The sequence below is a fragment of the Nioella ostreopsis genome (genome assembly GCF_004000255.1).
Lineage (GTDB): Bacteria > Pseudomonadota > Alphaproteobacteria > Rhodobacterales > Rhodobacteraceae > Nioella > Nioella ostreopsis.
This window is the reverse complement of the sequence record NZ_RCIQ01000038.1, coordinates 1-23,500: the sequence shown is the minus strand read 5'-3', so window position 1 is coordinate 23,500 and position 23,500 is coordinate 1. Positions and strand designations below refer to the sequence as shown.

The following is a 23,500-nucleotide window of genomic DNA, read 5'->3' as shown; positions in this document are numbered from 1 at the left end:
CCATTTATGAGTGGGTGACCTAGTAAAAAGGATTGGGGGAAATGAAAGCTTCACGCAAATCCCTTGCGGCTGTTGCCGCTTTGCTGCTGTCATCGGCACCTTTGTCGGCCGATGGCTATCACGAACATGGCCACGGCCATTGGCACGGCTCTGATGGCCATGCGCATTCAAACCTACAGGTGCAGCGGGTCACGGTCACCATCAGCTGCTTCCGCGGCCCGTGGCAGGACGTGATCTGGGACCGGCCCGAACCGGTCTTTGTCGATAGCCTTGTTGCCGCTGGCTATACCTTCCCCGAGGCGCATGCGATCTCGGAACGGGTCTGCCGGGATATCGACGGGGTGGACGACCCCGGCCACAGCCGGGCGGTTCTGGCGCAGATCTTCCGCGATACGCCGCCGCACAGCTCGCACCGGCATATGCAGAACTGACCGGACAACAGGTGGCGGGGCACAGCGCCCTGCCGCCTTACTCGGCGATCAGTTCACCCTTCAGCGAATTCGGACCGCTTTCCACGATCTTGACGCGGGCGATCTGACCCATCAGATGCTCGGGCGCCTGCACGTGAACGGCATGCAGATATTCGGACTTGCCGACCAACTGGCCCTCCAGCCGCCCTGCCTTCTCAAAAAGAACCGAGACCTCGCGCCCGACCATGCTGTCCTGCGCGGCGCGTTGCTGTTCGGTCAACAGGGCCTGCAGCCGCTGCAGGCGCTCATCCGCGACCGCCGCTTCAACCGGGGGTTTCTCCGCCGCCGGGGTGCCGGGACGGGCGGAATACTTGAAGGAATAGGCCTGCCCATAGCCCACGGTGCGCACCAGATCCATGGTGGCCTCGAAGTCTTCCTCGGTCTCACCGGGGAAGCCGACGATGAAATCGCCCGACAGCAGCAGGTCGGGCCGCGCCGCCCGAATGCGTTCAATCAGCGCCACATACTCCGCCGCCGTATGCTTGCGGTTCATCGCCTTCAGGATCCGGTCAGACCCCGACTGCACCGGCAGATGCAGATAGGGCATCAGCTTGTCGCAATCGCCATGGGCAGCGATCAGGTCGTCTTCCATGTCATTGGGGTGGGACGTGGTGAAGCGGATGCGGTCGAGCCCGTCGATCTTGGCCATTTCACGAATGAGCCGCGCCAGCCCCCATTCGCCGTCGGGACCGGCCCCGTGATAAGCGTTTACGTTCTGGCCCAGAAGGGTGATCTCGCGCACGCCGCGTTCCACCAACTCACCCGCCTCGCGCAGCAGGCGATCTGCCGGGCGGCTGACCTCGGCCCCGCGCGTATAGGGCACCACGCAGAAGGCGCAGAACTTGTCGCAGCCTTCCTGCACGGTCAGAAACGCCGTCGGCCCGCGCTTGGGTTTGCGCGCCTTGGGCAGGTGCAGGAACTTGTCCTCTTCGGGAAAATCGGTGTCGAGCGCCTTTCCCCCGGCCTCCACCGCCCGCGCCATGGCGGGCAGCCGGTGATAGGTCTGCGGGCCGACGACAAGATCCACCATCGGCTGGCGGCGCATGATCTCTTCGCCCTCGGCCTGTGCCACGCAGCCCGCCACGCCGATCTTCAGGTCGGGATTGGCCTCACGCAGGGGCTTCATCCGCCCAAGCTCGGAATAGACCTTTTCCGCCGCCTTCTCGCGGATATGGCAGGTGTTGAGCAGGATCATGTCCGCCTCTTCCGCCGTGCCCACCTGTACATAGCCTTCCGAGCCGAGCGCCTCTGCCATCCGTTCGGAATCGTAGACATTCATCTGGCAGCCATAGGTCTTGACGAACAGCTTCTTGGGCGCGGACATGGGGCGGGCTCCTGTCGGGTTTCAGGCCGCGTGTAGCGCAAGCGCCGCGCTGCTTCAATGCGGGTGGCGAGAGGCGTTTGCAAAATCGCAACCCCGAGGGCAGAGTATGCGCGGGCAGCAAGAACCGGAAACCGGCAGATGAACCATCCGTCCCTCGACCACTTCAGAAGCCAAGCGACGCGGACCTCTCTTGGCAAGGGGCCTTTCGCCATGGTCATTGCCGAGGATGCGACCGAGCTTGCCTCGACGCTCGATCACCTGACGCATCTGGGGTTTCGCCGCATCTTCCTGCTGCTGCCAGAGGATGTGGACCTGCCCGAATCCCTCGCCGATCCCGACATCATCGACACGATCCGCCACCCCACACGCCAGCCGGGCACCGTGCAGGCCGCCGTCAACACTCTGATCAGGCTCGTGCCGGGGGAATGGATTCACTACTGCTTCAACGCTGAATACCTGTTCTTCCCCTTCTGCGAACAGCGCCGGGTGGGCGAGGCTTTGGCCTTCGTAATGGAAGAACGACGCAATTCGGTTCTGGGCTATGTTGTCGACCTCTATGCAGAGGATCTGACCCACTGTCCCAATGCGGTGTCACTGGAAAGCGCGCATCTGGACAGTTCCGGCTACTACGCTGAAACCCGCCGCAACGCCGATGACGATGTGCTGGAACGGCAGCTCAATTTCTACGGGGGCCTGCGCTGGCGCTTCGAGGAACATGTGCCCGAAGCCAAGCGCCGCATCGACCGGCCAGCGCTGTTTCAGGCGGTCGAGGGGTTGACCCTGCGCGAGGACAACACGCTGTCGATCGAGGAAATGAACACATATTCCTGCCCCTGGCACCATTCCATGTCCGCCGCGATCTGTTCCTTCCGGGTGGCCAAGGCCCTGCGCACCAACCCCGGATCACGCCATGACGTGGACAGTTTCCGCTGGCACAAATCGACCCGCTTCTACTGGTCCTCGCGACAGCTGATGGAACTGGGGCTGATGGAGCCGGGACAGTGGTTCTGACCCGCCCCGTGTAATTTGCGGCCGGACTAACCCGATCTTAACCCCTTCCGTGCCACTCTGGCCGCCGGTTAACCGATTCCTTTGCGTGATCCGGTCAGCCGCCCAACCCGAAGACCACCTGACGAAGGTGCAGGCACGGACGGCCCAAGGCTCGCCAGACCACTTCCCTCACGCCCCCTGCAACGGGCGGCGCCGCTCACTTCGTTTCCACCCTGCTCGGCGGCAAACGCAGCATCCAGGAGACAGCGCCGAAACGCCCCTCCCCGCCCGCTTCCAACAGCGCCGCGGCCCGTTCTTGCGATCCAGCCACAAAAAAGCGCGGCCCCGAGGGACCGCGCAAAGTTCAACGAAGGGATTGCCTGACAAACAAGTCAGGCGGTCTCAGCCTCCAGCGCCGGAACGCCGGCGTCAGAGGTGATCTCGATGCGGCGCGGTTTCAGCGCCTCGGGCACTTCGCGCACAAGGTCGATATGCAGCATGCCGTTTTCATGGGTTGCCGCCGTCACGCGCACGTGGTCGGCAATCGTAAAGCGCTTTTCAAACGCGCGGGTGGCGATGCCGCGATGCAGATAGGTGCGCGCGGTCTCGTCCTTTTCCTTGCGGGCCGAAATCACCAGCGCATTCTCGCGCTGTTCGACATTCAGTTCATCGCCGGTAAAGCCTGCGACGGCAACCGAGATGCGATAGGCATTCTGGTCGATTTTCTCGATATTGTAGGGCGGATAGGTATTGGGGCCGACATCCTGCGTCATCACGCGGTCGAGCATGTCCGCAACGCGGTCAAAGCCGACGGAAGCACGGAAAAGCGGCGAAAAATCCTGGGTTCTCATGTGGGTCATCCTCTTCTCTTGAGCGATACCTTGGTTTTGGTGGACGGTCTGATACGACCCGCCCGGGTGACACATCCGGCCCCTGTTGCGGGCACCGGATAGTTCAAGATTTGGGATGCGATCCGCCGCGCTTCAAGGGGTGACGCGGATGAAACGCGCGCCAAGTTCGTCCTGACCATTATTGCCCAGGGTCAGGGTGCGCAGGCGCGGCGCCTCGCGCGCGAACACATCGTCGGTACGGTCCAGCAGATCGAGCAGCGGGGCCAGCCCGCCCTGCAGATCCGCCGCCAGCGCAACAGGGTCATCACGCCAATGGGCCATGGCCGAGACCACCGACACGACACCGGGATGCCCGCCGCTCGACACGAACACCGGCGACCCGGACGAACCGGGCACCACATGGCAGCTCAGCACCTGCATTTCGCCATCCCCCGCCTCGACCGCACAGCCGTTTTCCAGCGAGGCATGGTCCTCGCGATCCCGGCCATAGGACACGACCTGCACAAGGTCGCCTTCCGCCGCCCGCCCCCGCGCCGGGATCGGCACCACCTGGTTGGAGGGGATCGCCCGGTCCAGTTCCAGCAGCGCGATATCGGTCCGCACCCGGTCCAGATCGTCTGGCAGGTCGAAGGCATAGCCGGGATGCATCACCACCCGCCGCACCCCGCGCAACGCCACAGGCTGCCCATTGCGCAACCCGGCGCCAAAGCGGAACCCGGCCTGGGGCAGTTGTCGGCCTGTGGAGGCATCAAACAGGCAATGCGCCGCCGTCAGTACCAGATCGGCGGCAATCAGCGTGCCGGTGCAGAACCCCGTTCCGGTATCGAACCGGCCCACGGCCAGCCATTGCCGGTCCAGCCCGTCGCCTGTCACCTCCTGCAAGGGCGGCCCGTCCGGCGCGATGGTCGGCAAGCTCTGCGCGGTGGCCGCACAGGTCATCAGAAGCAGGGCCAGCAGGGCGCGCATCAGCAGTCTCCGGGTGTCATTCCGGCGAAGGATGCCACCCGACTGGGGCAGAAGTTTGACCCCTCAGCGCAGGATCGGCACCGGTACTTCGCGCTTGCCTTCCGCATCCAGAGCCGGCGGGCGCGGCCCGCCCGTGACCCAATCGAGCAGCTCGACCGTATGGACAATCGGCACTTCGGTGCCCGATCCGATCTGCATCATGCAGCCGATATTGCCCGCCGCGATGATATCGGGGGATTTCGCCTCCAGCGTGCGGATCTTACGGTCCTTCAGCTTGCCCGAGATCTCGGGCTGCAACAGGTTGTAGGTCCCCGCCGAACCACAGCACAGATGCGGGTCCGCAGGCTCCACCACCCTGAACCCGGCGCGTTTCAGCAGGTCCTTGGGGAAGGTCTTGATCTGCTGGCCATGCTGCAGCGAACAGGCCGCGTGATAGGCCACGGTCAGGCCCTTCTCGGCCCCTTCCGGAAGGTCGAGCTGCATCAGCAGTTCCGACACGTCCATGGCAATACCCGAGACCGCCGCCGCGTCCCCGGCCAGCGGATCATTGCGGAACATGTGCCCGTAATCCTTGACCGTGGTGCCGCAACCGCTCGTGTTGATCACAATGGCGTCGAGCCCGTCCCCATCCATCTCCGCCTTCCACGCGCGGATGTTCTTCGCCGCCGAGGCATGGCTTTCGCTCTCCTTGCCCATATGATGCGTCAGCGCCCCGCAGCAGCCCTGCCCCTGCGGAATCACCACCTCGCAGCCAAGCCGCCTAAGCAACCGGATCGTCGCATCGTTGATATCGGTATTCAGCGCCTTCTGCGCGCAGCCCGTCATCAGCGCCACCCGCTTCTTCCGCTCCCCAATCGCGGGAAACACTTGCGGGTCGTCATTGCGGCTGACGGGCGGGATCTGCTTCGGCGCCATCGCCAGCATCGCCTTCAGCCGCGCGTCCGGCATCAGGAACGCAAAGGGCCGCCCGATCTTGGCGCCAAGCAGGGCCAGCCGGAAGCGGCCGGGATAGGGGATGATCTTCGACAGCGTCCAGCGCAGCAGCCGGTCCATCAGCGGCCGCTTGTAGGTCTTCTCGATATGTGCCCGCGCATGGTCGACCAGATGCATGTAATGCACGCCCGAGGGGCAGGTGGTCATGCAGGCCAGGCAGGACAGGCAGCGGTCGATATGCTTGACGGTCTTCTCATCCGCAGGCCGCCCGCTTTCGAGCATATCTTTTATAAGATAGATCCGTCCTCGCGGGCTATCGAGCTCATCGCCCAGAACCTGGTAGGTCGGACAGGTCGCCGTGCAGAAGCCGCAATGCACGCAGGCGCGCAGGATCTCGTTTGACCGGGCAAGCCCCGGATCCTGCAATTGCTCATCTGTAAAAAACGTCTGCATCCCCGCCCCCTCAGAACCAGAATATCGTCGGCACCAGCGCCGACACACCGTAGCTCAACCAGCGCGGCCCGAGTGCCGCCACCGCTGCGCCAAGGCTACCGCCCGCCAGCCCAATGAACCCAACAAGGACCATGATCACCCCGCCATCGCGCATCAGGTTGACGGACGGGGTCCGCACCACGGCATAGATCACGAAAAACAGGGCCGAAAGCGCCACGGCCACAGCGATGCGCAAGCCGCGCGGGCGTGCGGCCCCGAGCCTTTCCCCCAGGAAACAGGTGACCAGCCCGATCACGCTTGGCAGGACCAGCAGCCCGATCATAGGGATGCGCCCCCCATGAGGCTTGGGTTCAGGATATCCCTCGGGTCGAACTGCCGCCGTAACCCTTCGGTCAAAGCCGCCACCGGTGCAGGCTCTGGCTGGAACACCGGCAGGCGCGCCCGTGTCTCCTCGCTCGCCCGGATCAGCGTGGCATGGCCCGAGAACGTGCCGAGGTCCGCCCGCAGGTCCGTGCCCTCGGGCACCAAGGCCCAAACAAGCCCGCCGCCCCAGTCCATCAGCACATCCCCCCCGGCCCGCGCCGCGATCTCCGGCCCGTCCGATGGCTTCACCGACACCCGCCAGACATCGCCCGCGCGCCCGTGGAACGGCTCCACATCGCGCACCCAGTTCCAGCCCGCCAGCACCTTGTCCGGGTCCGTTTCTACCGAGATATCCCCATAATCCGCCAAAAGCTCCCGCAGCTTGCCCGCCCGATAGGTCACGCTGTCAGCAAAGCCTTCCAGCCGCAGCATCGTCACTGGATGCCCGTCCATCCCGGCAGGCGAATGGGCCGCGCCCGAGACCTCGAAGGGAGAGCCAAGCGCCTTCGACATCGCCGCCACCGCATCCGCATTCGACAGCCCGTTCAGCAGAACGCAGGCCCGCGTCTCCACACCCGGCAGCACCTTGAACGCCACCTCGCTCAGCACACCGAGCGTGCCGTAGCTGCCCGCCATCAGCTTCACCAGGTCATAGCCGGTGACATTCTTCATCACCCGCCCGCCGTTCTTCACCGCCGTCCCGCGCCCGTCGACGAAGCGCACGCCAATCAACGAATCCCGGCACGCCCCCGCCTGGATGCGCCGCGGCCCCGACACGTTCGCCGCCACAACACCACCAATCGTCGGCTCGCCCGACGTGCCAAGCAGCCCGCGCAGATCCATCGGCTCGAAGGGCAACCGCTGGTTTTCCGCCGCCAGCGCCGCCTCGACCTCCGCAAGCGGCGTGCCCGCCTTCGCCACGATGGTCAGCGCGCCGGGCTCGTAAAGCTCGATGCCGGACAGCCCGGCGACCGACAGCACCTCTCCCGCCACCGGCCGTCCCACGGGCCGCGTGCCCCCGCCCACGATACGCAAAGGCCCTCCGGCCCCGGCCACCGCCTCGCTCAGGTCTTGTTCATCGACGGGGCTCAACATGGCAGGCGCCCTTCCTTCATCTTGGCAAAAATACCTCGGGGGGTGCGGGGGGCTGGCCCCCCGCCGGGTCGACGCCGTCAGGCGGCGAAACTCCTGTGCGCCTCGGAGACCGACAGCGGAAACACCTTGGCCGGATTGAGCAGCCACTTCGGGTCGAAGACATCCTTCACCCGCATCTGCGCCGCCATGTCAGGCCCGGTGAACTGGGACCCCATCAGGTCGCGCTTCTCGATCCCCACGCCATGCTCGCCCGTCAGGCACCCGCCCACCTCGACACAGAGCTTCAGGATATCCGCCCCGAAGGCCTCGCATTTCTCCAGGTCACCCGGCTTGTTGGCGTCAAACAAAATGAGCGGGTGCATGTTGCCGTCGCCCGCGTGGAAGACGTTGCCCACGTCCAGCCCGTACTCCTTCGACATCTCGCCAATCCGGCGCAGCACCAGCGGCAGGGCGGACACCGGGATCGTGCCGTCGAGGCACATGTAGTCGTTGATCTGCCCCATGGCGCCGAAGGCCGACTTTCGCCCCAGCCAGATCCGCGCGCTTTCCTCTGCGGATTTGCTTTCGCGCAGCTCCACCGGGTTATGCTTGCGGGCGATCTGGCTGATCACCCCGAGCTGCGCGTCGATCTCGGCCTCAGATCCCTCGACCTCGACGATCAAGAGCGCCTCGCAATCGGGATAGCCCGCCTTGGCAAAGGCTTCGGTCGCGCGGATGCAGGGCCGGTCCATGAACTCGATCGCCACCGGCAGAACGCCCGCCTTGATGATGTCGGACACGCATTCGCCCGCCACCTCGTTGCTGTCATAGCCGATGAGCACGGGCCGCGCGCCCTCGGGCTTGGGCAGGATGCGCAGGGTGGCCTCGGTCACCACGCCCAACTGCCCTTCGGAGCCGCAGATCACACCAAGCAGGTCGAGCCCGCCCGCATCCAGATGCGCGCCGCCGATCTCCACCACCGTGCCATCCATCAGCACCATGGTCACGCCCAGAAGGTTGTTCGTCGTCACCCCGTATTTCAGGCAATGCGCCCCGCCCGAATTCATCGCGATATTGCCCGCGATGGCACAGGCCAGCTGGCTGGAGGGATCGGGGGCGTAGAAAAAGGCTTCCTCCTCCACCGCGCCGGTCACGCTCAGGTTGGTGCGCCCCGACTGCACCCGGATGAAGCGGTTGTCATAGTCGGTTTCCAGCACCTCGTTCATCCGCGCCACGCCGAGGATAACGCTATCGGCGGTCGGCAGGGCGCCCCCGGCCAGAGACGTGCCCGCCCCACGCGGCACGACCGGTACGCCCTCGTCATGGCAGATCTTCAGCACCGCCGCGACCTCCTGCGTCGAAGACGGCAGCACCGCAGCCAGCGGCGGGCAGCGATAAGCGGTCAGCGCGTCGCATTCATAGGCGCGCACCTCCTCGGGCGCGTCGATCACCGCGTCCCCCGGCAGGGCCGCCTTCAGACGCGCCACGATCCGGGCCTTGGCCGACAGAACCGACGCATTGGGAATTGGCATTTCCATAGTGACCCTCCCTTGCTTTGGTAAACAAATATAACCAATTTACCCCTGTGGCAATAGATAGTGCTCAGATATAGGCTTTCAGCATGCGCTTTATTGACCAGCTTGCCCTTTTCGCCCCGCTCGATGCGCTTGCCGTTGCGCTGACCTTCTCTGCTTGGGCCGTGCTCGGCGGGCTGATCGAATCCGAGCGGCTCAAACGCCCTTCGGTGACGATCCTGATGATCGACTATCGCCGCGACTGGATGCGAGAGATGATCACCCGCCAGCCCCGCATCTTCGACGCGGCGATCCTGTCAAGCCTCAGGCAAGGCACGAATTTCCTCGCCTCCGCCTCGATGATCGCGCTTGGCGGGCTGCTGGCGCTTATCGGCAATGCCGAACGGCTGCTTGGTGTGGCCGAGGACCTGACGCTCGGCGGGTCGCCCACATTGGTCGTCGAGGTCAAGCTGATGGCGACCGGTATCTTCCTGCTCTATGCCTTCCTGAAATTCGTCTGGTCGAACCGGCTCTTCGGGTATTGCGCCGTCTTGATGGCGGCTGTGCCGAACGAACCCGACGATCCACGCACCCTGCCCCGCGCCATGAAGGCGGCCGAGGTCAATATCCGCGCCGCCTTCAACTTCAACCGGGGCCTGCGCGCGCTCTATTTCTCGCTCGGGTCACTGGCCTGGCTGCTTGGCCCGCTGGCACTGATTTTCGGCACAGTGGCGGTCAGCTACATGATCTGGTCGCGAGACTTCGCCTCCCATTCCCGGCGGATCCTGTTGCCACCCGCGCAGGCAGAGCGCTGAGCCCTCGCGCAGATGTCATGTGACAGGCCGCCGCTCCGGTGGCAGCCTCCGGCCATGCTCCGTCCTGCCGCCACCCTGCTGCTGCTCGCCAGCCCGGCGCTCGCCGATCCCGCCCGCATTGTCGGGGCCGAGGCCACACAGGCCAGCGGCGGCTGGCGTTTCGAGGTGACGCTGGAGCATGGCGATACGGGCTGGGACGACTACGCCGATGGCTGGCGGGTGGAACTCGCAGACGGCACGATACTGGGCACCCGCGTCCTGACCCATCCCCACGTGACCGAGCAGCCCTTCACCCGGTCCCTGTTCGGCGTTCTGCTGCCGGACGGAACAACATTGGTCCATATCCGCGCCCGCACCAGCCAGACCGGGTGGGCAGCGGAGACAACCCCCGTTTCACTCGACTGACTGCCCCTTCAGCGCGGCAATCCCCGTCGCGGAAACCGCCTGTAGCAGACAGGGTCGCGACCTATACATCAGCGCGACCCCGACCGTCCTGTCAGTTGACGGTAACACCACCCGATCCGCACCCTTCGATCGTGAACCGAAAGTTGCTCGCCGTGCCACCACTGGTCATGGTGTAGATATCATATTGGCATGTGGAGTCCGACTCGATGCCGAACTCCCGTCGACTACCGCTCTCGATGGTGCCGCCATCCAGACGCTCCACTGTGTAGTTCGCGAGTTGGGCACCGTCGAGATACATCTGGGTGATCGCAAATCCTGTATTGTTGGTCACGGCAATAGACACCCGGTCTGCAACCGCCGGCGAGGCAAGAAGCGCGAGGGCGCCGGCAAATGCCGACGCGCGGAAACTGTTCATATTCATTGGAGATATCTTTCAAATATTGTGGTGCCCAATAAAGGAACCATCCGGAACAGCCTGTGCCTTACCGGTTCACAAGTCAAATGCCAAAGTGCCAAAGCATGGGCCGCGCCCAAACGACGCCTGCCCCAACCAGCCGTTTCGTCATAGCTCTGTCGCCCCTGCCCGACGACCGGCATCGCTTTCATCTTGGCAAAAATACCTCGGGGGAGGAGCGGAGCGACGGGGGCAGAGCCCCCCGCGATTTTTCCAAAAATCGCCCCCGGTCGACGGGCCGAAGGCGCGGCGAAATCACCGCCGCCCCTCGCGCAGCCACGCCGCCAGCATCAGCCCCGCGGCAATCATCAGGAACAGCCAGCCGGCAATCAGCGGCGTCACCGTGATATCGGTGGTCAGATACGCCCCGCGCGGGGTCAGGCCGATCCAGCCGCGCCCCGCCGCGTTGCGCCCTTCGGACACCAAACGCACATCCGGCACGCCGGCTTCCAGCCGCAGCACACCGCCGCGCATCGCACCCGCTAACGGCTCTACCGCCGTGCCGCTGGCCAGCGTTTCCTCGAACTCGCGCGGCGCGGCGGGGCCAAGCGCGATGACCGCCTCTTCCTCGCCTTCACGCAACCGGTAGAGCCCGGTTTCCGGCCCCGTCACCTCTCCCGTGAACCGGCCCGGCGCGGTTTCCTCCAGAGCCAACTCATGCTCCGACCCGTCCGGGTAGGTCACCGTCACCGACCCGACCGCATCGCCCAGGGTCTGGCGGGTGACGAAGATCACCTGACCGTCGGCCTCGGCCCGAAGCGCCTCTTCTTCCAGCTCCGGCTCGCCCATCATCCAATGCGCGAGCCGCCTCAGCAGTTCCAGCTGCGGCCCGCCGCCCTCATAGCCCCGGTCCCACAGCCAGGCATGGTCGGACGCGAGCAGCGCCACGCGCCCCTCCCCCACCCGGTCAAGCATCAGCAAAGGCCGGTCCTCAGCCCCGGTCATGACCGTCTGGCCACTGTCCTCGATCAGCTCGATCTGGCGCAGCCAGCGGCCCCAGGGCGCATCGCTGCCGGGCAGGGCCGTGTGCTCGTCGCTCAGACCCCGAGTCACCGGATGTCGTTCGCCAAGGGCAGAGATCGTGGGCAGATAGGCCTGTTCCATCACCTGCGCCGTGGGACGGCCCGGCATGATCTCGGCCAAAGGCGTGCGATAGAGCGAGGCGGCCGTGGCGAATTCCGGTCCCGTCGCCATCAGAAGCGCGCCGCCCCGTTCCACGTATTGGCGGACATTGTCGAGATAGACCATCGGAAGGATACCGCGCCGCTGATAGCGGTCGAAGATCACCAGGTCGAATTCGTCGATGGTTTCCAGGAACAGCTCCCGCGTGGGGAAGGCGATGAGGCTCAGCTCGGTCACCGGCACGCCATCGTTGCGGTCGGGCGGGCGCAGGATGGTGAAATGCACTAGGTCCACCGCCGGATCGGATTTCAGCAGGTTGCGCCAGGTCCGCTGGCCCGGATGCGGCTGACCCGAGACAAGCAGCACCCGCAGCCGGTCGCGTACGCCGTTGATCTGCACCACGGCGGCATTGTTGCGGTCGGTCAGCTCGCCCGGTGCCTCCGGCAGCTCGAACTGGATCACGTTCATGCCCGCATGGGGCAGCACCAGCGGCAGCTCCATATCCTGGCCAATGGGCACCATGAAGCTGCGCGGCGCATCGCCGTCGATGGAGATGCGCAGCTCGGCCCGCGCGGGCAGGTCACCCGGCACCGCGCCCTCATCCTCGACGCGCAGGGTCATGACGACCTCTTCGCCCAGAATCGCAAAGGACGGTGCGTTGCGGATGATCAGCCGCCGGTCCCAATCCGTCGCTTCTCCGGTGATCAGCGCATGCAGCGGCGCGGGCAGGTCGGGGGCATGGTCGAGGTCATGGATACGCCCGTCGGTGACCAGAATGGCCCCGGCGATCCGCGCGCGCGGCTCCTCGGCAAGCAGCTCGGTCAGGGCCGCCATCACCAGCGTGCCCTGATTGTCGGCGGCATCCGAAACCCGCGCCTCGCGCAGCTCCATCCCCAGATCGGCCACCTCTCGCCGGATCTCGGCAATCGCCGCTTCGCTCTGCCCCGGTCGGTCGGAAATGCGCTGCGAGGCGCTTTCGTCGATCACCAGAAGCACGATATCGCTCAGCGGCTCCCGCTCTTCGCTTTGCAGCGCCGGGTTGGCCAGCGCCAGCAGCAAAGCCAGCCCCGCCAGCCCGCGCAGCCACCAGCCAGGCAAGCCCCGCCAGACCTGCAAGGCCAGAAGCGCCAGAACAGCCCCCGCCAGCCCCCAGATGAGGGGCCAGGACAGCAGCGGGTCGAAGAGGATGGATCCGGTCATGTCATTGCCCCAACCGTTCCAGCAGGGCCGGGACATGGACCTGATCGGATTTATAATTGCCGCTCAGCACATGCATCACGAGGTTTACGCCGAAGCGCAGGGCAATCTCGCGCTGTCGCTCGCCGGTAAAGCCGCGCCCCACCGGGAACATCGGCTGGCCAGAGGGTGAGGTGGCCCAGGCTGCCGCCCAGTCATTGCCGCCGATAATCACCGGCGTCACCCCGTCATTGAGGTTGCGGAAGGGCATGCCCTCGACCTGTTCTGCATCAGGCGGCGCGGCCTCGACCCAGACATCGCGGCCCAGATGGCGACCCGGGAAATCCTGCAGCAGGTAAAAGGCGCGGGTCAGCACGTGGTCATCGGGGATCGGTTCCAGCGGCGGGATATCCAGCGGCTCGGCCAGTTCCCGCAGGCGGCGGCCATTGGGCGTGCCTGCCCCGAAGGCCCCGATATCGGCGTCGCGCGTGTCGAAGACGATCATACCACCCCCGCGCAGATAGGCGTTCAGACGCGCATAGGCGGCGTCGGACGGCGTCGGCTGATCGACACTGATCGGCCAGTAGAGCAGCGGGAAGAACACCAGCTCGTCGGTTTCCAGATCGACGCCAATCGGCGCAGCGGGCTCGACCGAGGTGCGGCTGGTCAGCGTCAGCCCCAGCCCCCACAGCCCCGCGCGAGAGATCTCGTCAAGCTGCGCGTCCCCGGTCAGCACATAACCTAGCGTGATCTCGGATGTGGCGAGCAGCGCGAGGATGTCGTCATCGCTCAGCTCCTGCGCCTCAACCGGCTGCACCAGCAGCGCGGCCAGCACGATGGCCGCCCCCCGCACCCTGCCGGTCAATCGCCCCGAAAGCCATAGCGCCGCCAGCGAATCAAGCAGCAGCAGGACAAGCGCGGTTGTGAGGAAATAGGGCGTGAGGTCTTCGGTTTCGACCACGCGCAGCCCTTCGACGGGCACATCTCCGGGCCAGTCGGCCGGGGTCAGCACGGCCTCCACCGCCATCACGTTGCGCGCCACCCGCCGATCAGATCCCGCATAAAGCCCCGGCAGCAGCGTTGCCGACAGAGGCGCATTGGCCAGATCGGCCCCGGCCACCCCCGGCAGGGCCCCGGCATCCCGGCGCTGGCCGTATGCGTCGAGCACCATGTCGGGCACCCAGGTGACCCCCTCCAGATCGGCGGCGTCAGGGTCCACGGGGCGGGTGGAAATCGCCAGCCGTTCCAGCATCTGCACGAAGAGACCCGACAGAGGCAGGCTCGACCATTCCGCATTGGCCGTGACATGGAACAGCACCACCTGCCCCTGTCCCAACCGGCTGCGCGTGACCAGCGGCGTGCCATCAGCCAGCGCCGCGATGGTGCGTTCCGACAGCTCCGGGTCGGGCTGTGCCAGCACCTGCGCGGTGACCAGAACATCCTCGGGGATCGGCAGGCCATAGAAGGGCGAGGCCTCGTCAAAGACGCGCAGCGCCTTGGGCTCCCCCCAACTCATCGCGCCGCCCACGGTGCGGCCCCCTTCGCGCAGGCGCACGGGCATCAGCGGATGGGTACTGTCGCGGGCAAGGTCCGACCCCGCCAGACGCGGCCCGGCAAAACGCACCAGCATGCCGCCCCGCTCGACCCAGGCCTGCAGCTCGCTGTCCTCCTCGGGCGAGAGCGTGGCCACATCGGCCAGGATAATCACATCGGGGCTGGCCAGCAGCATATCGGGCAGTGCCACCTCCAGCAGGTCCGCCGTGGGCGCCAGCGCCTGCCGCAGATAGTGCAGCGGCGAGAGCAGCTCCTGCCCCTCCTGATCCGGGCTGCCCGCGACAAGACCCACCTGCCGGCGTTGCAACGCGTCATCGGTCAGCGTCACTGCGCCAGCACTGCGTTCGCCCGCGATCTCGAACCGGTTCATCCGGTTGCGCAGCTCCGGCGGCAGATCGAGCTGCATCTCGGCGCTGGTCTCACCGGCGTCGAACACCATCACGCCGCGCGCCAGTTCCCGCTCGATCCCGGCGGGGTCGAGGCCAAAGCCCTGAACCGTGACCTCCCGCTCCCCCGCGCCGTCCAGCCGCTGCCCGGTCAGACGGATCACGCCATCCTCGAACCGGGGCGGGCCGAGCGCCAACAGGGTGCGGCTGCCCTCAAAGGCCGTGACCGGCCCGGCCTGTTGCAAACGGTCAAGCAGCGCGTCGCGGCCCGCATGGTCCAGCCCGTCCGAGAACCAGAAGGTCTGGATGCCGGGTTCCAGCCCATCCGCCCAGGCCAGTGCCTGCGCCATGTCCGGGGCGAAAGGAGCCGGGTCGAGATTGTCGAGCCGCGCTGCCCAGGCATTGGCCGACTGGAAGGGCATGTCACCCACGGGTGGCAGGTCGGTCAGCTGGACCAGCGCCACCGGGCGGCCCTCGCGGCCCGCGTCTTCCATCAGCGCCCGCGCCCGGTCGATCCGCGCCGGCCAGTCACGGGCCGAGGCCCAGGAGCCATCCATCAGAACCAGCAATGGCCCATCCCGATCGCTCGCCTCCTGCGGGTTCAAAACCGGCCCGGCAAAGCCGATGATCGCCGCTGCGACCGCCAGAATACGCAGCAGCAAGAGCCACCACGGGGTTTTGTCGGACTGGCTGTCTTCGTCCTTCAGGCCCATCAGCAGCGCCACACCGGGAAAGCGCCGCAGGATCGGCGCAGGCGGCACGGCGCGCAGCAGCCACCACAGGATCGGCAGGAAAAAGAGCGTCAGCAGCAGAAGCGGCGTGGTGAAGGCAACGGGACCGATCATGGTGCAGTCCTTTCGGCGTTGCGCGGGGAAGCCTCTTCGAAGAGGCTTGCAAATTCCTTCGAAGGAATTTGATCCGCGCACCGTCGAACGGCTCTCTCCCGTCTGAATGGTGCGCCAGAACGCTCTTCGAAGAGCGTTTCAATGCCCTTCGAAGGGCATTCGCCACCGCCAACCACCATCATGACGCCCCCTTTTCGAGCGCCCGGTAAAGCCAGAGCAGGCTCGGCTCTGCCGCATCGCTCGTATGGTGGCAATGATAGCGCCAGCCGGTCCGCGCCGCGATCTGGCGCAACTGGTCCTTCCGCGCTGCAAGCCGCCGCAGATAGACCGCCCGCAGCCCGCCCGCCTTCAGCGTTTCGAACCGCAATCCACCGCCCATGCTTTCAAACACCGTGCGCCCGTCGAAGGGGAAGCTTTCCTCGTCCGGGTCCAATACCTGCACCAGCGCGCCCTTGACGCCCCGGTCGGCGGCCTGCCCGAGCGCTCGTTCCAGTGGCCCAAGATCGCCCAGGAAATCCGACAGGAACACCGCCCGCGACCCGGCAGGCAATATCTGCGGCGACGGCACGCCGTAATCCGCCGTCTCTCGCTCCTCCATCAGAGCCGCCGCCATGCGCATCAGCTGTGCCTCGCCGCTGCGCGGCGGTTCCGCCAGATGGGTCAGCCCCACCCGTTCCCCCCCCCGCACCGCAAGGATCGCGAGCGCCATCGCCAGCGTCTGCGCCCGGCGCAGCTTCGAGGGCCGCGTCCTGGCCCCGGAATACCCCATGCTCTGCCCGTCATCGACGCCGATCATCACCGATTGCGCCGCTTTCCATTCGCTCTGGCGCACGTAGAGCCCGTCGGCCCGGGCCGACCGCCGCCAGTCGATGGCGCGCAGGCTGTCGCCCGCCTCGGCGCTGCGATACTGCCAAAACTCATCGCCCATCCCATGCCGCTTCCGCCCATGCTCGCCAAGCAGGATCGTCGCCGCCAGATGCTGCGCATCGGCCAGCAGCGCCGGCAGGCTGCCCGCGACGGCCTCGGACCGGGACCGGAGCGTTTCGGCTGTATGAAGCGCGGCTTGGGTCAAGCGGCGGCCTCGGTGCGGGTCGCCTGCGCCGTAACCGCATCAATCACTGCATCCAGCTCGATCCCTTCAGCCCGCGCCGCGAAACTCAGCGCCATACGATGCGACAGGACGGGCCGCGCCATGGCCGCCACATCCTCGGGCGAGGGCGCAAGCCGCCCATCCAGCAGCGCCCGCGCCCGCACGGTCAGCATCAGCGCCTGCGCCGCGCGCGGCCCCGGCCCCCAGGCCACGTGATCGCGCACGAGGCCGGGCGCGCCCGCATCCTCGGGCCGGCAGGCGCGCACAAGATCGAGGATCATCTCGACCACCGCATCCCCCACCGGCATCCGCCGCACCACCTGTTGCGCGGCCATCAGCATGTCTGTGTCGAACACCTGATGCGCAGTGGCCTCGTCCACGCCCGTGGTGGCCAGCAAGATGCCCTTCTCGGTCGCCCGGTCCGGGTAGTCCACGTCGATCTTCACAAGGAACCGGTCCAGCTGCGCTTCGGGCAGCGGATAGGTGCCTTCCTGCTCGATCGGGTTCTGCGTGGCCAGCACATGGAAGGGGCGCGGCAACGGGTGATGCACACCCGCGACGGTCACTTCCATTTCCTGCATCGCCTGCAACAGCGCCGATTGCGTCCGCGGACTGGCGCGGTTGATCTCGTCGGCCATCAGCAGCTGACAGAAAATCGGCCCCTTGATGAACCGGAAGGACCGCGCGCCATCGCCGCCGGTTTCCAGCACTTCCGACCCCAGAATATCGGCGGGCATCAGATCCGGCGTGAACTGGATGCGCGATCCCGTCAGCCCCATGACGGTGGACAGCGTATCGACCAGCAAGGTCTTGCCCATCCCCGGCAGGCCCATCAGCAGCGCATGCCCGCCCGACAGCATCGCGGCCAGCGAGAGGTTCACCACCTCCTCCTGCCCGATGATCCGGGTGGCGATGGCGGCCTTGGCCTCGGCCAGCTTTCCCCCCAGATTTTCGATCTCTGTGACCAGCTTTTCGGGGTCAGACATGGCAATGCTCCGGTGAATGGTTATGTTCTCCTAGTAAAGACAACTATTGCAACAAGCTCAAACGGCAAAAGCAAAGACCGGACAAATGATCGTGAAAGCCACCCCCGACAGCCTGATTGCAGCGGCAAAAGCTGCCCAGAAAGACGGCAAACACCCGCCGGTTCACCTGTGGAATCCCGATTTCTGCGGCGATCTGGACATGGAAATCCGACGCGACGGCACCTGGTTCTACCTCGGCACCCCGATTGGCCGCTTTCCCCTGGTCAAGCTCTTTGCCTCGATCCTGAAGCTGGAAGATGGCAAGTATTTCCTCGTGACGCCGGTCGAAAAGGTCGGCATCCGCGTGGTGGACGCCCCCTTCGTGGCGGTGGACATGGACGCGGCGGGCGATGGCCGCGATCAGGTCATGACCTTCACCACCAATGTGGAGGATGTGGTGGTCGCGGATGCGGATCACCCCATCCGCGTGGAGCGCGACGAGACCGGCGAACCCTCACCCTACATCCATATCCGCGCCGGGCTGGAGGCGCTGATTGACCGCAAGACCTTCTACCGGATGATCGAGCTCGGCGAATCGCACGAGGTCGAGGGCGTGGACATGTTCGGCGTCTGGTCCTCCGGCCAGTTCTTCCCGATCATCCCGGTGACGGAGCTGGAGGTTTGAGGCTCAGAATTCCGGAACCTGCAGCCCTCGTTCCGCCGCGTCTTCATCGGTGAACCGTCCGAAATTCAAGCCGAAGCGATAAGTGGGTGTGGAGATGACTGGCGCGTTTGAAAAGCGGCCTGCGTAGGGTGGGCAGTTTGCCCACCTTTCACGTTAACGTCCCGGTAACGGCGCTCATGCTTTCTGCTCCCATGCCCAACTACATCCGATCCAGAGCCCCCGGTGGCAGCTTTTTCTTTACCGTCAATCTTGCCGAGCGATCCTCCTCCCTGCTGACCGACCATATCGAAGGCCTGCGCCGTGCGTACCGGGCAACCGTCCGCCCAGCACCGATTCGCTGTGATGCGATGGTCGTGCTGCCCGATCATCTGCACGCGGTCTGGACCCTGCCGGAGGGGGACAGCGCCTATTCAGAGCGTTGGCGCAAGATCAAGCACCGGTTCACACGAATGGTGGCGGCAGAGGTGGGCAGACCTGCCCACCCTACACTTTCCCAAAGCAAGCGGGCCAAGCGGGAGCAGGGAATCTGGCAGCGCCGCTTCTGGGAACATACGATCCGGGACGAAGCCGATTTCCGGGCGCATGTGGCTTATTGCTGGGGCAACCCGGTAAAACACGGATTGGTCGAGCGGCCAGCGGATTGGCCGTTTTCTTCAATCCACCGGGACATCAGAGCCGGGCGGGTCGATCCGGAATGGGTGGCTCTGGAGATGGAGGGCGATTTCGGAGAACGATGTCCGTAGGGTGGGCAGTCTGCCCACCGTTGATGATACGGGATAGGGGGTTTGGTGGGCAGAACTGCCCACCCTACGATTGCTAGCCCCTCCGCCTCTTTCCACCCCTCTGACCGGGCCTCCCCGCCGTTGACCGGCCGCTTGCCTTCGCGGCCCCGTCAACCGCTGCGTCCACGGCGGATTGGCGGGCCAGCGGGTCGTCCGAGACCACCAGATCGACCACTTCCAGCCGTTTGACCTCGTCCCGCAGCCGGGCGGCTTCTTCGAATTCGAGGTTCTCGGCGGCCTTGCGCATCTGCTCCCGCAGGCCCTCCAGATGGGCCTCCAGATTGGCACCATGCAGGGGCTTGTCCACCTTGGCGGTGACGCGGGACATGTCGACGTCGCCCTCGTAGAGGCCCGCCAGAATATCCTCGACGTTCTTCTTGACCGTCGCGGGCGTGATCCCGTGTTCCTCGTTATAGGCCATCTGCTTTTCGCGGCGGCGGTTGGTTTCGCCGATGGCGCGTTCCATGCTGCCGGTGATCCGGTCGGCATACATGATGACGCGGCCTTCCACGTTGCGGGCGGCGCGCCCGATGGTCTGCACCAGCGAGGTCTCGGACCTGAGGAACCCCTCCTTGTCCGCGTCCAGAATGGCCACCAGCCCGCATTCGGGGATGTCGAGCCCCTCGCGCAGCAGGTTGATCCCCACCAGCACGTCAAACGCCCCAAGCCGCAGGTCGCGCAGGATCTCGATCCGTTCGATCGTGTCGATATCGGAATGCATGTAGCGCACCTTGATGCCCTGTTCGTGCAGGTATTCGGTCAGGTCCTCGGCCATGCGTTTGGTCAGCGTGGTGACCAGAGTGCGGAAGCCCGCCGCCGTCACCTTGCGGATCTCGTCCATCACGTCATCGACCTGCGTGGTGACGGGGCGGATCTCGACCTCCGGGTCCAGAAGGCCGGTGGGCCGGATCACCTGCTCGGTGAAGACGCCGCCGGTCTGTTCCAGCTCCCACGCCGCGGGGGTGGCGGAGACGAAGACCGACTGGGGCCGCATCGCGTCCCATTCCTCGAACTTGAGCGGCCGGTTGTCCATGCAACTGGGCAGGCGAAACCCGTGTTCTGCCAGCGTGAATTTGCGCCGGTAGTCGCCCCGGTACATGCCGCCGATCTGAGGAACGGAGACGTGGGATTCATCGGCGAAGACAATGGCGTTGTCGGGGATGTATTCGAAAAGCGTGGGGGGCGGTTCGCCCGGCGCGCGGCCCGTCAGGTAGCGGGAATAGTTCTCGATCCCGTTGCAGACGCCGGTGGCCTCCAGCATCTCCAGATCGAAGCGGCAGCGTTGCTCCAGTCGCTGCGCTTCCAGCAATTTGCCCTCGTCTTCCAGCTGCTTGAGCCGCAGGGTCAGCTCTGCCTTGATGCCCTTGATGGCCTGTTTCATCGTCGGCGTCGGCGTCACGTAGTGGCTGTTGGCGTAGACGCGGACCTTCTCCAGCGTATCGGTCTTGGCGCCGGTCAGCGTGTCGAATTCAGTGATCGATTCCAGTTCCTCGCCGAAGAAGGACAGTCGCCAGCCGCGATCCTCAAGGTGAGACGGCCAGATTTCCAGACTGTCGCCCCGCACCCGGAAGGTGCCCCGGTGAAACGCCTGATCGTTGCGTTTGTACTGCTGCGCGATCAGGTCCGCCATGACGGCGCGTTGATTGTATTCCTTGCCGACCTCGATATCCTGCGTCATCGCCGTATAGGTCTCTGGCGAGCCGATGCCATAGATGCAGGACACGGACGCCACGATGATCACGTCATCGCGTTCCAGCAAGGACCGGGTGGCCGAATGGCGCATCCGGTCGATCTGTTCGTTGATCTGCGATTCTTTTTCGATGTAGGTGTCCGACCGCGGCACATAGGCCTCGGGCTGGTAGTAGTCGTAATAGCTGACGAAATATTCGACGGCGTTTTCCGGGAAGAAGCCCTTGAACTCGCCATAAAGCTGCGCGGCCAGCGTCTTGTTGGGGGCTAGGATGATGGCGGGGCGCTGCGTTTCCTCGATGATCTTGGCCATGGTGAAGGTCTTGCCGCTGCCGGTGACGCCAAGCAGCACCTGATCGCGTTCACCATCCATCACCCCTTGCGCAAGCTCCGCGATGGCCGTGGGCTGGTCGCCCGCAGGCTGAAACGTGGTGTGCATGACGAAGCGCTTGCCGCCTTCCAGCTTGGTGCGGGCATTTGTGGCCTCGGCAATGTCGCGGCGGTCGGTGGTGGAATAGGGCATGCTTGTATCCTTGGGTTGCCCCCTAGAATGATCTCTTTTTGTTCGCCTGCAAGGGGGCGGCGGGGAATTTCGCCGGGCATCCCCGGCGGGGACGTCATAGCTGACAGCTGCTGACAGCATTCTGTCAGGTGCCTGCCGGCGTCGGAAAAAACCTGCTTCATGCACGCATTGCACTGAATTTTAAACGATTTCGTAAGAAATCTGCGGGAGTATTCCCTTGCTGCCCGATGCCTCCCCACCCTAAGGTCGCATGGCAAGCAGCAAACGGTTGCCGGTCGGCCTCGCACCACCCACCCCACACTCGCTCCACGAGCCCGGCCGGTAACCTGCTTTCCCCCATTCCCGCGACCAGATTGACCGTTGCATACCGCACCGGGTTTCATGATAAGACAGCCCCGTGACCTGCCAAGGAGTGGCCCGATGCGCGCACGAATCTATCAGCCGGCCCGGAACGCCATGCAATCCGGCCTTGGAAAGACCAGGACTTGGGTGCTGGAATTTGCCCCCGCTGAACGGCGCGAGGTCGATCCGCTGATGGGCTGGACCGGATCGGGCGACATGAACAGCCAGGTCAAGCTGCGCTTCGACAGCCTTGAAGCGGCGAAAGACTACGCCAGGGATCACGGGATCGAGGCCGTCATTCTGCAGCCGCAGAAACGCAAGGCCAATATCCGCAAGGGCGGCTACGGCGAGAATTTCGCCACCAACCGTCGCCAAGTCTGGACCCACTGACAGCATGGCCCCCGAAGGCTGGACCGTCGATCTGGACACGCCCACGCGACCGGATGTGGCGGAACTGCTCCGCGTTCACGAAGCGCTAATGCGGGCACAGACCCCGCAGGACAGTTGTCACGTCAAATCCGCCGATGACCTGTCCACCTCGGGTGCGCGGATCTTTTCGCTGCGTGACGCTGGCCAGCTTATGGCTGTTGGCGCGCTGGCACCGATCGAGCGAGGCCATGAGGAACTGAAATCAATGCATGTCCTTGCCAAGGCGCGCGGGCGCGGTGCGGGTCAGGCGCTGCTGGAGGGCATGCTGGCGGATGCGCGCGGGCGCAAGGTGGTCCGGATCAGCCTGGAGACCGGATCCGGCCAGGACCACGACGCCGCGCGGATGCTTTATGCCCGTGCCGGGTTCACCAATTGCGGCCCCTATGCGGGCTATGCGGACGATCCGCTTTCGGTCTTCATGACCCGCGCGCTATGATGCGGCTTGTCCCTTGCCTTCCTGCCCCGCCTCGCGCAATTAAGGCACAGCGGTCCCGTAGCTCAACTGGATAGAGCAGCTGACTTCTAATCAGCAGGTTCGGGGTTCGAGTCCTCGCGGGATCGCCATTTTTATCATTTAAATTCAATAGTTTACGTTTTTATCGTCTCGAGGATTGGTTTGTTCGCCAGTTGTTTGGAAGCAATCTCCGTCGAATCCTGTCTGTTGCGAATTTGGTACGGGAAGGCTGGCAGAGCATTCGCAAAGTGGAGGCGGTGCGACGAAGTTGAGGCTGCAAGCTGGCGCGGAACCGCTGTTAACGATCGCTTGACAATACTGCGCTGCAGCCCGTTAAAGACGACACTCGTACTCCGACAGTACGAGGCATGCAAAAATATCTTTTGCGGGCAATGCTGCGAACTCGCCTCCGTATTGCATCGGGGTGTTTTGACACGACCCCCAGTATGAGCATTGCGCCGTTCTAGTGGCCGAAGACATCACCAGCCGATTTCTGAATGTGGTGTCGCTTTTCAATGGTGCCGTTCCCTTGATCGCCATTCAGCTGCAGGCATTCGAGGTGGGTGACCTTATCACTCTGGTGTTCACCAAGGTGCACGACGAGATGCAGCGCGGCGTTGTTGATGAAGACGATGACGCCATGAGCGCCCCAACTGAACGCGCATATTGGGAAAAGGAAAAGGGAACGCCCAAGACCGTTGCCCTGATGGACCGGCTCTTCGAGCTTGTGAAAGAGACCGCCCCCGAGGTCGAACGGAATGCAACAAGGTTTGGGTCGGGCTTACCAAGTATGGTCGCGCTGACATTTTCGCCCAGTTCCGCGGCGTTGTTGCAGAACTCTCACAG

At 64.9% G+C, this 23,500-nt stretch carries 21 protein-coding genes, 1 tRNA gene and 1 pseudogene; 10 read left to right on the top strand and 13 right to left on the bottom strand.

What is annotated here, in order from left to right:
- The first annotated feature begins 41 nt into the window (after window positions 1-41).
- Window positions 42-431 (top strand): hypothetical protein, encoded by a 390-nt coding sequence (locus EP237_RS21835; protein ID WP_127562945.1) that lies wholly within the window; start codon window positions 42-44, stop codon window positions 429-431.
- Between the two features lie 37 nt (window positions 432-468).
- Here the strand turns inward: EP237_RS21835 and miaB are convergent, their stop codons facing one another.
- Window positions 469-1,794, bottom strand: coding sequence for a tRNA (N6-isopentenyl adenosine(37)-C2)-methylthiotransferase MiaB (miaB, locus tag EP237_RS21830; protein ID WP_127562944.1), 1,326 nt, complete (start codon window positions 1,792-1,794; stop codon window positions 469-471).
- 138 nt (window positions 1,795-1,932) lie between these two features.
- Here miaB and EP237_RS21825 point away from each other — a divergent pair, with 138 nt between their 5' ends.
- Complete coding sequence (locus EP237_RS21825) at window positions 1,933-2,805, top strand: hypothetical protein (protein WP_127562943.1); 873 nt, start codon at window positions 1,933-1,935, stop codon at window positions 2,803-2,805.
- Window positions 2,806-3,176: 371 nt separating this feature from the next.
- Here the strand turns inward: EP237_RS21825 and EP237_RS21820 are convergent, their stop codons facing one another.
- The 6 genes from EP237_RS21820 to EP237_RS21795 form a co-directional block, all read right to left on the bottom strand.
- On the bottom strand, window positions 3,177-3,635 hold the full coding sequence (locus tag EP237_RS21820; RefSeq protein WP_127562942.1) for an Hsp20 family protein: 459 nt from the start codon (window positions 3,633-3,635) through the stop codon (window positions 3,177-3,179).
- A 132-nt stretch (window positions 3,636-3,767) separates the two neighbouring features.
- Entirely contained in the window at window positions 3,768-4,601 is an 834-nt protein-coding gene (locus EP237_RS21815) for a trypsin-like serine peptidase (RefSeq protein ID WP_240661728.1), read from the bottom strand.
- Between the two features lie 63 nt (window positions 4,602-4,664).
- On the bottom strand, window positions 4,665-5,987 hold the full coding sequence (glcF, locus tag EP237_RS21810; protein ID WP_127562941.1) for a glycolate oxidase subunit GlcF: 1,323 nt from the start codon (window positions 5,985-5,987) through the stop codon (window positions 4,665-4,667).
- Window positions 5,988-5,997: 10 nt separating this feature from the next.
- Window positions 5,998-6,309, bottom strand: coding sequence for a hypothetical protein (locus EP237_RS21805; protein WP_127562940.1), 312 nt, complete (start codon window positions 6,307-6,309; stop codon window positions 5,998-6,000).
- Complete coding sequence (locus tag EP237_RS21800; protein WP_127562946.1) at window positions 6,306-7,442, bottom strand: FAD-binding protein; 1,137 nt, start codon at window positions 7,440-7,442, stop codon at window positions 6,306-6,308. Before EP237_RS21800 ends, EP237_RS21805 begins: the two co-directional genes overlap by 4 nt.
- A gap of 80 nt (window positions 7,443-7,522) precedes the next feature.
- Complete coding sequence (locus EP237_RS21795) at window positions 7,523-8,962, bottom strand: FAD-linked oxidase C-terminal domain-containing protein (protein WP_127562939.1); 1,440 nt, start codon at window positions 8,960-8,962, stop codon at window positions 7,523-7,525.
- Between the two features lie 83 nt (window positions 8,963-9,045).
- Between EP237_RS21795 and EP237_RS21790 the strand changes: the two genes are divergently transcribed.
- Window positions 9,046-9,753, top strand: a complete 708-nt coding sequence (locus EP237_RS21790) for a DUF599 domain-containing protein (protein ID WP_127562938.1) — start codon at window positions 9,046-9,048, stop codon at window positions 9,751-9,753.
- A 54-nt stretch (window positions 9,754-9,807) separates the two neighbouring features.
- Window positions 9,808-10,158, top strand: coding sequence for a hypothetical protein (locus EP237_RS21785; protein WP_127562937.1), 351 nt, complete (start codon window positions 9,808-9,810; stop codon window positions 10,156-10,158).
- A 91-nt stretch (window positions 10,159-10,249) separates the two neighbouring features.
- Here EP237_RS21785 and EP237_RS21780 read toward each other — a convergent pair whose 3' ends face one another.
- The 5 genes from EP237_RS21780 to EP237_RS21760 form a co-directional block, all read right to left on the bottom strand.
- Window positions 10,250-10,579 carry a hypothetical protein gene (locus EP237_RS21780; RefSeq protein ID WP_127562936.1) on the bottom strand — a complete coding sequence of 110 codons (330 nt, stop codon included), beginning with the start codon at window positions 10,577-10,579 and terminating at the stop codon, window positions 10,250-10,252.
- Window positions 10,580-10,867: 288 nt separating this feature from the next.
- Window positions 10,868-12,934, bottom strand: a complete 2,067-nt coding sequence (locus tag EP237_RS21775; RefSeq protein ID WP_127562935.1) for a hypothetical protein — start codon at window positions 12,932-12,934, stop codon at window positions 10,868-10,870.
- Between the two features lies 1 nt (window position 12,935).
- Window positions 12,936-15,695 (bottom strand): DUF4159 domain-containing protein, encoded by a 2,760-nt coding sequence (locus tag EP237_RS21770; protein WP_127562934.1) that lies wholly within the window; start codon window positions 15,693-15,695, stop codon window positions 12,936-12,938.
- Between the two features lie 178 nt (window positions 15,696-15,873).
- Window positions 15,874-16,767 (bottom strand): DUF58 domain-containing protein, encoded by an 894-nt coding sequence (locus tag EP237_RS21765; protein WP_127562933.1) that lies wholly within the window; start codon window positions 16,765-16,767, stop codon window positions 15,874-15,876.
- Window positions 16,764-17,771, bottom strand: a complete 1,008-nt coding sequence (locus EP237_RS21760; protein WP_127562932.1) for an AAA family ATPase — start codon at window positions 17,769-17,771, stop codon at window positions 16,764-16,766. Before EP237_RS21760 ends, EP237_RS21765 begins: the two co-directional genes overlap by 4 nt.
- Window positions 17,772-17,856: 85 nt before the next feature.
- On the opposite strand from EP237_RS21760, the gene EP237_RS21755 reads away from it, so the two are divergent.
- Together EP237_RS21755 and EP237_RS21750 are read left to right on the top strand one after the other, a co-directional pair.
- Window positions 17,857-18,435 (top strand): DUF1285 domain-containing protein, encoded by a 579-nt coding sequence (locus EP237_RS21755; RefSeq protein WP_127562931.1) that lies wholly within the window; start codon window positions 17,857-17,859, stop codon window positions 18,433-18,435.
- 191 nt (window positions 18,436-18,626) lie between these two features.
- Window positions 18,627-19,178: an REP-associated tyrosine transposase gene (locus tag EP237_RS21750; RefSeq protein ID WP_127562930.1), complete on the top strand. Its 552-nt coding sequence runs from the start codon at window positions 18,627-18,629 to the stop codon at window positions 19,176-19,178.
- Window positions 19,179-19,251: 73 nt separating this feature from the next.
- Here the strand turns inward: EP237_RS21750 and uvrB are convergent, their stop codons facing one another.
- A complete protein-coding gene (gene uvrB, locus EP237_RS21745) occupies window positions 19,252-21,429 on the bottom strand; it encodes an excinuclease ABC subunit UvrB (protein WP_127562929.1) in 2,178 nt (725 codons plus the stop codon).
- A 420-nt stretch (window positions 21,430-21,849) separates the two neighbouring features.
- On the opposite strand from uvrB, the gene EP237_RS21740 reads away from it, so the two are divergent.
- From EP237_RS21740 to EP237_RS21725, 4 genes and pseudogenes are all read left to right on the top strand, one after another.
- Entirely contained in the window at window positions 21,850-22,161 is a 312-nt protein-coding gene (locus tag EP237_RS21740; RefSeq protein WP_127562928.1) for an ETC complex I subunit, read from the top strand.
- A gap of 4 nt (window positions 22,162-22,165) precedes the next feature.
- On the top strand, window positions 22,166-22,636 hold the full coding sequence (locus EP237_RS21735) for a GNAT family N-acetyltransferase (RefSeq protein WP_127562927.1): 471 nt from the start codon (window positions 22,166-22,168) through the stop codon (window positions 22,634-22,636).
- A 51-nt stretch (window positions 22,637-22,687) separates the two neighbouring features.
- Window positions 22,688-22,764, top strand: a tRNA-Arg gene (locus EP237_RS21730).
- A 356-nt stretch (window positions 22,765-23,120) separates the two neighbouring features.
- A pseudogene (locus EP237_RS21725) lies at window positions 23,121-23,500 on the top strand (hypothetical protein); the annotation flags it as partial.

Bases quoted from the DNA above. Each gene is read 5' to 3' on its own strand.
- EP237_RS21835 (WP_127562945.1), top strand. From the start codon at position 42: ATGAAAGCTTCACGCAAATCCCTTGCGGCTGTTGCCGCTTTGCTGCTG.
- miaB (WP_127562944.1), bottom strand. From the start codon at position 1,794: ATGTCCGCGCCCAAGAAGCTGTTCGTCAAGACCTATGGCTGCCAGATG.
- EP237_RS21825 (WP_127562943.1), top strand. From the start codon at position 1,933: ATGAACCATCCGTCCCTCGACCACTTCAGAAGCCAAGCGACGCGGACC.
- EP237_RS21820 (WP_127562942.1), bottom strand. From the start codon at position 3,635: ATGAGAACCCAGGATTTTTCGCCGCTTTTCCGTGCTTCCGTCGGCTTT.
- EP237_RS21815 (WP_240661728.1), bottom strand. From the start codon at position 4,601: ATGCGCGCCCTGCTGGCCCTGCTTCTGATGACCTGTGCGGCCACCGCG.
- glcF (WP_127562941.1), bottom strand. From the start codon at position 5,987: ATGCAGACGTTTTTTACAGATGAGCAATTGCAGGATCCGGGGCTTGCC.
- EP237_RS21805 (WP_127562940.1), bottom strand. From the start codon at position 6,309: ATGATCGGGCTGCTGGTCCTGCCAAGCGTGATCGGGCTGGTCACCTGT.
- EP237_RS21795 (WP_127562939.1), bottom strand. From the start codon at position 8,962: ATGGAAATGCCAATTCCCAATGCGTCGGTTCTGTCGGCCAAGGCCCGG.
- EP237_RS21790 (WP_127562938.1), top strand. From the start codon at position 9,046: ATGCGCTTTATTGACCAGCTTGCCCTTTTCGCCCCGCTCGATGCGCTT.
- EP237_RS21785 (WP_127562937.1), top strand. From the start codon at position 9,808: ATGCTCCGTCCTGCCGCCACCCTGCTGCTGCTCGCCAGCCCGGCGCTC.
- EP237_RS21780 (WP_127562936.1), bottom strand. From the start codon at position 10,579: ATGAATATGAACAGTTTCCGCGCGTCGGCATTTGCCGGCGCCCTCGCG.
- EP237_RS21775 (WP_127562935.1), bottom strand. From the start codon at position 12,934: ATGACCGGATCCATCCTCTTCGACCCGCTGCTGTCCTGGCCCCTCATC.
- EP237_RS21770 (WP_127562934.1), bottom strand. From the start codon at position 15,695: ATGATCGGTCCCGTTGCCTTCACCACGCCGCTTCTGCTGCTGACGCTC.
- EP237_RS21760 (WP_127562932.1), bottom strand. From the start codon at position 17,771: ATGTCTGACCCCGAAAAGCTGGTCACAGAGATCGAAAATCTGGGGGGA.
- EP237_RS21755 (WP_127562931.1), top strand. From the start codon at position 17,857: ATGATCGTGAAAGCCACCCCCGACAGCCTGATTGCAGCGGCAAAAGCT.
- EP237_RS21750 (WP_127562930.1), top strand. From the start codon at position 18,627: ATGCCCAACTACATCCGATCCAGAGCCCCCGGTGGCAGCTTTTTCTTT.
- uvrB (WP_127562929.1), bottom strand. From the start codon at position 21,429: ATGCCCTATTCCACCACCGACCGCCGCGACATTGCCGAGGCCACAAAT.
- EP237_RS21740 (WP_127562928.1), top strand. From the start codon at position 21,850: ATGCGCGCACGAATCTATCAGCCGGCCCGGAACGCCATGCAATCCGGC.
- EP237_RS21735 (WP_127562927.1), top strand. From the start codon at position 22,166: ATGGCCCCCGAAGGCTGGACCGTCGATCTGGACACGCCCACGCGACCG.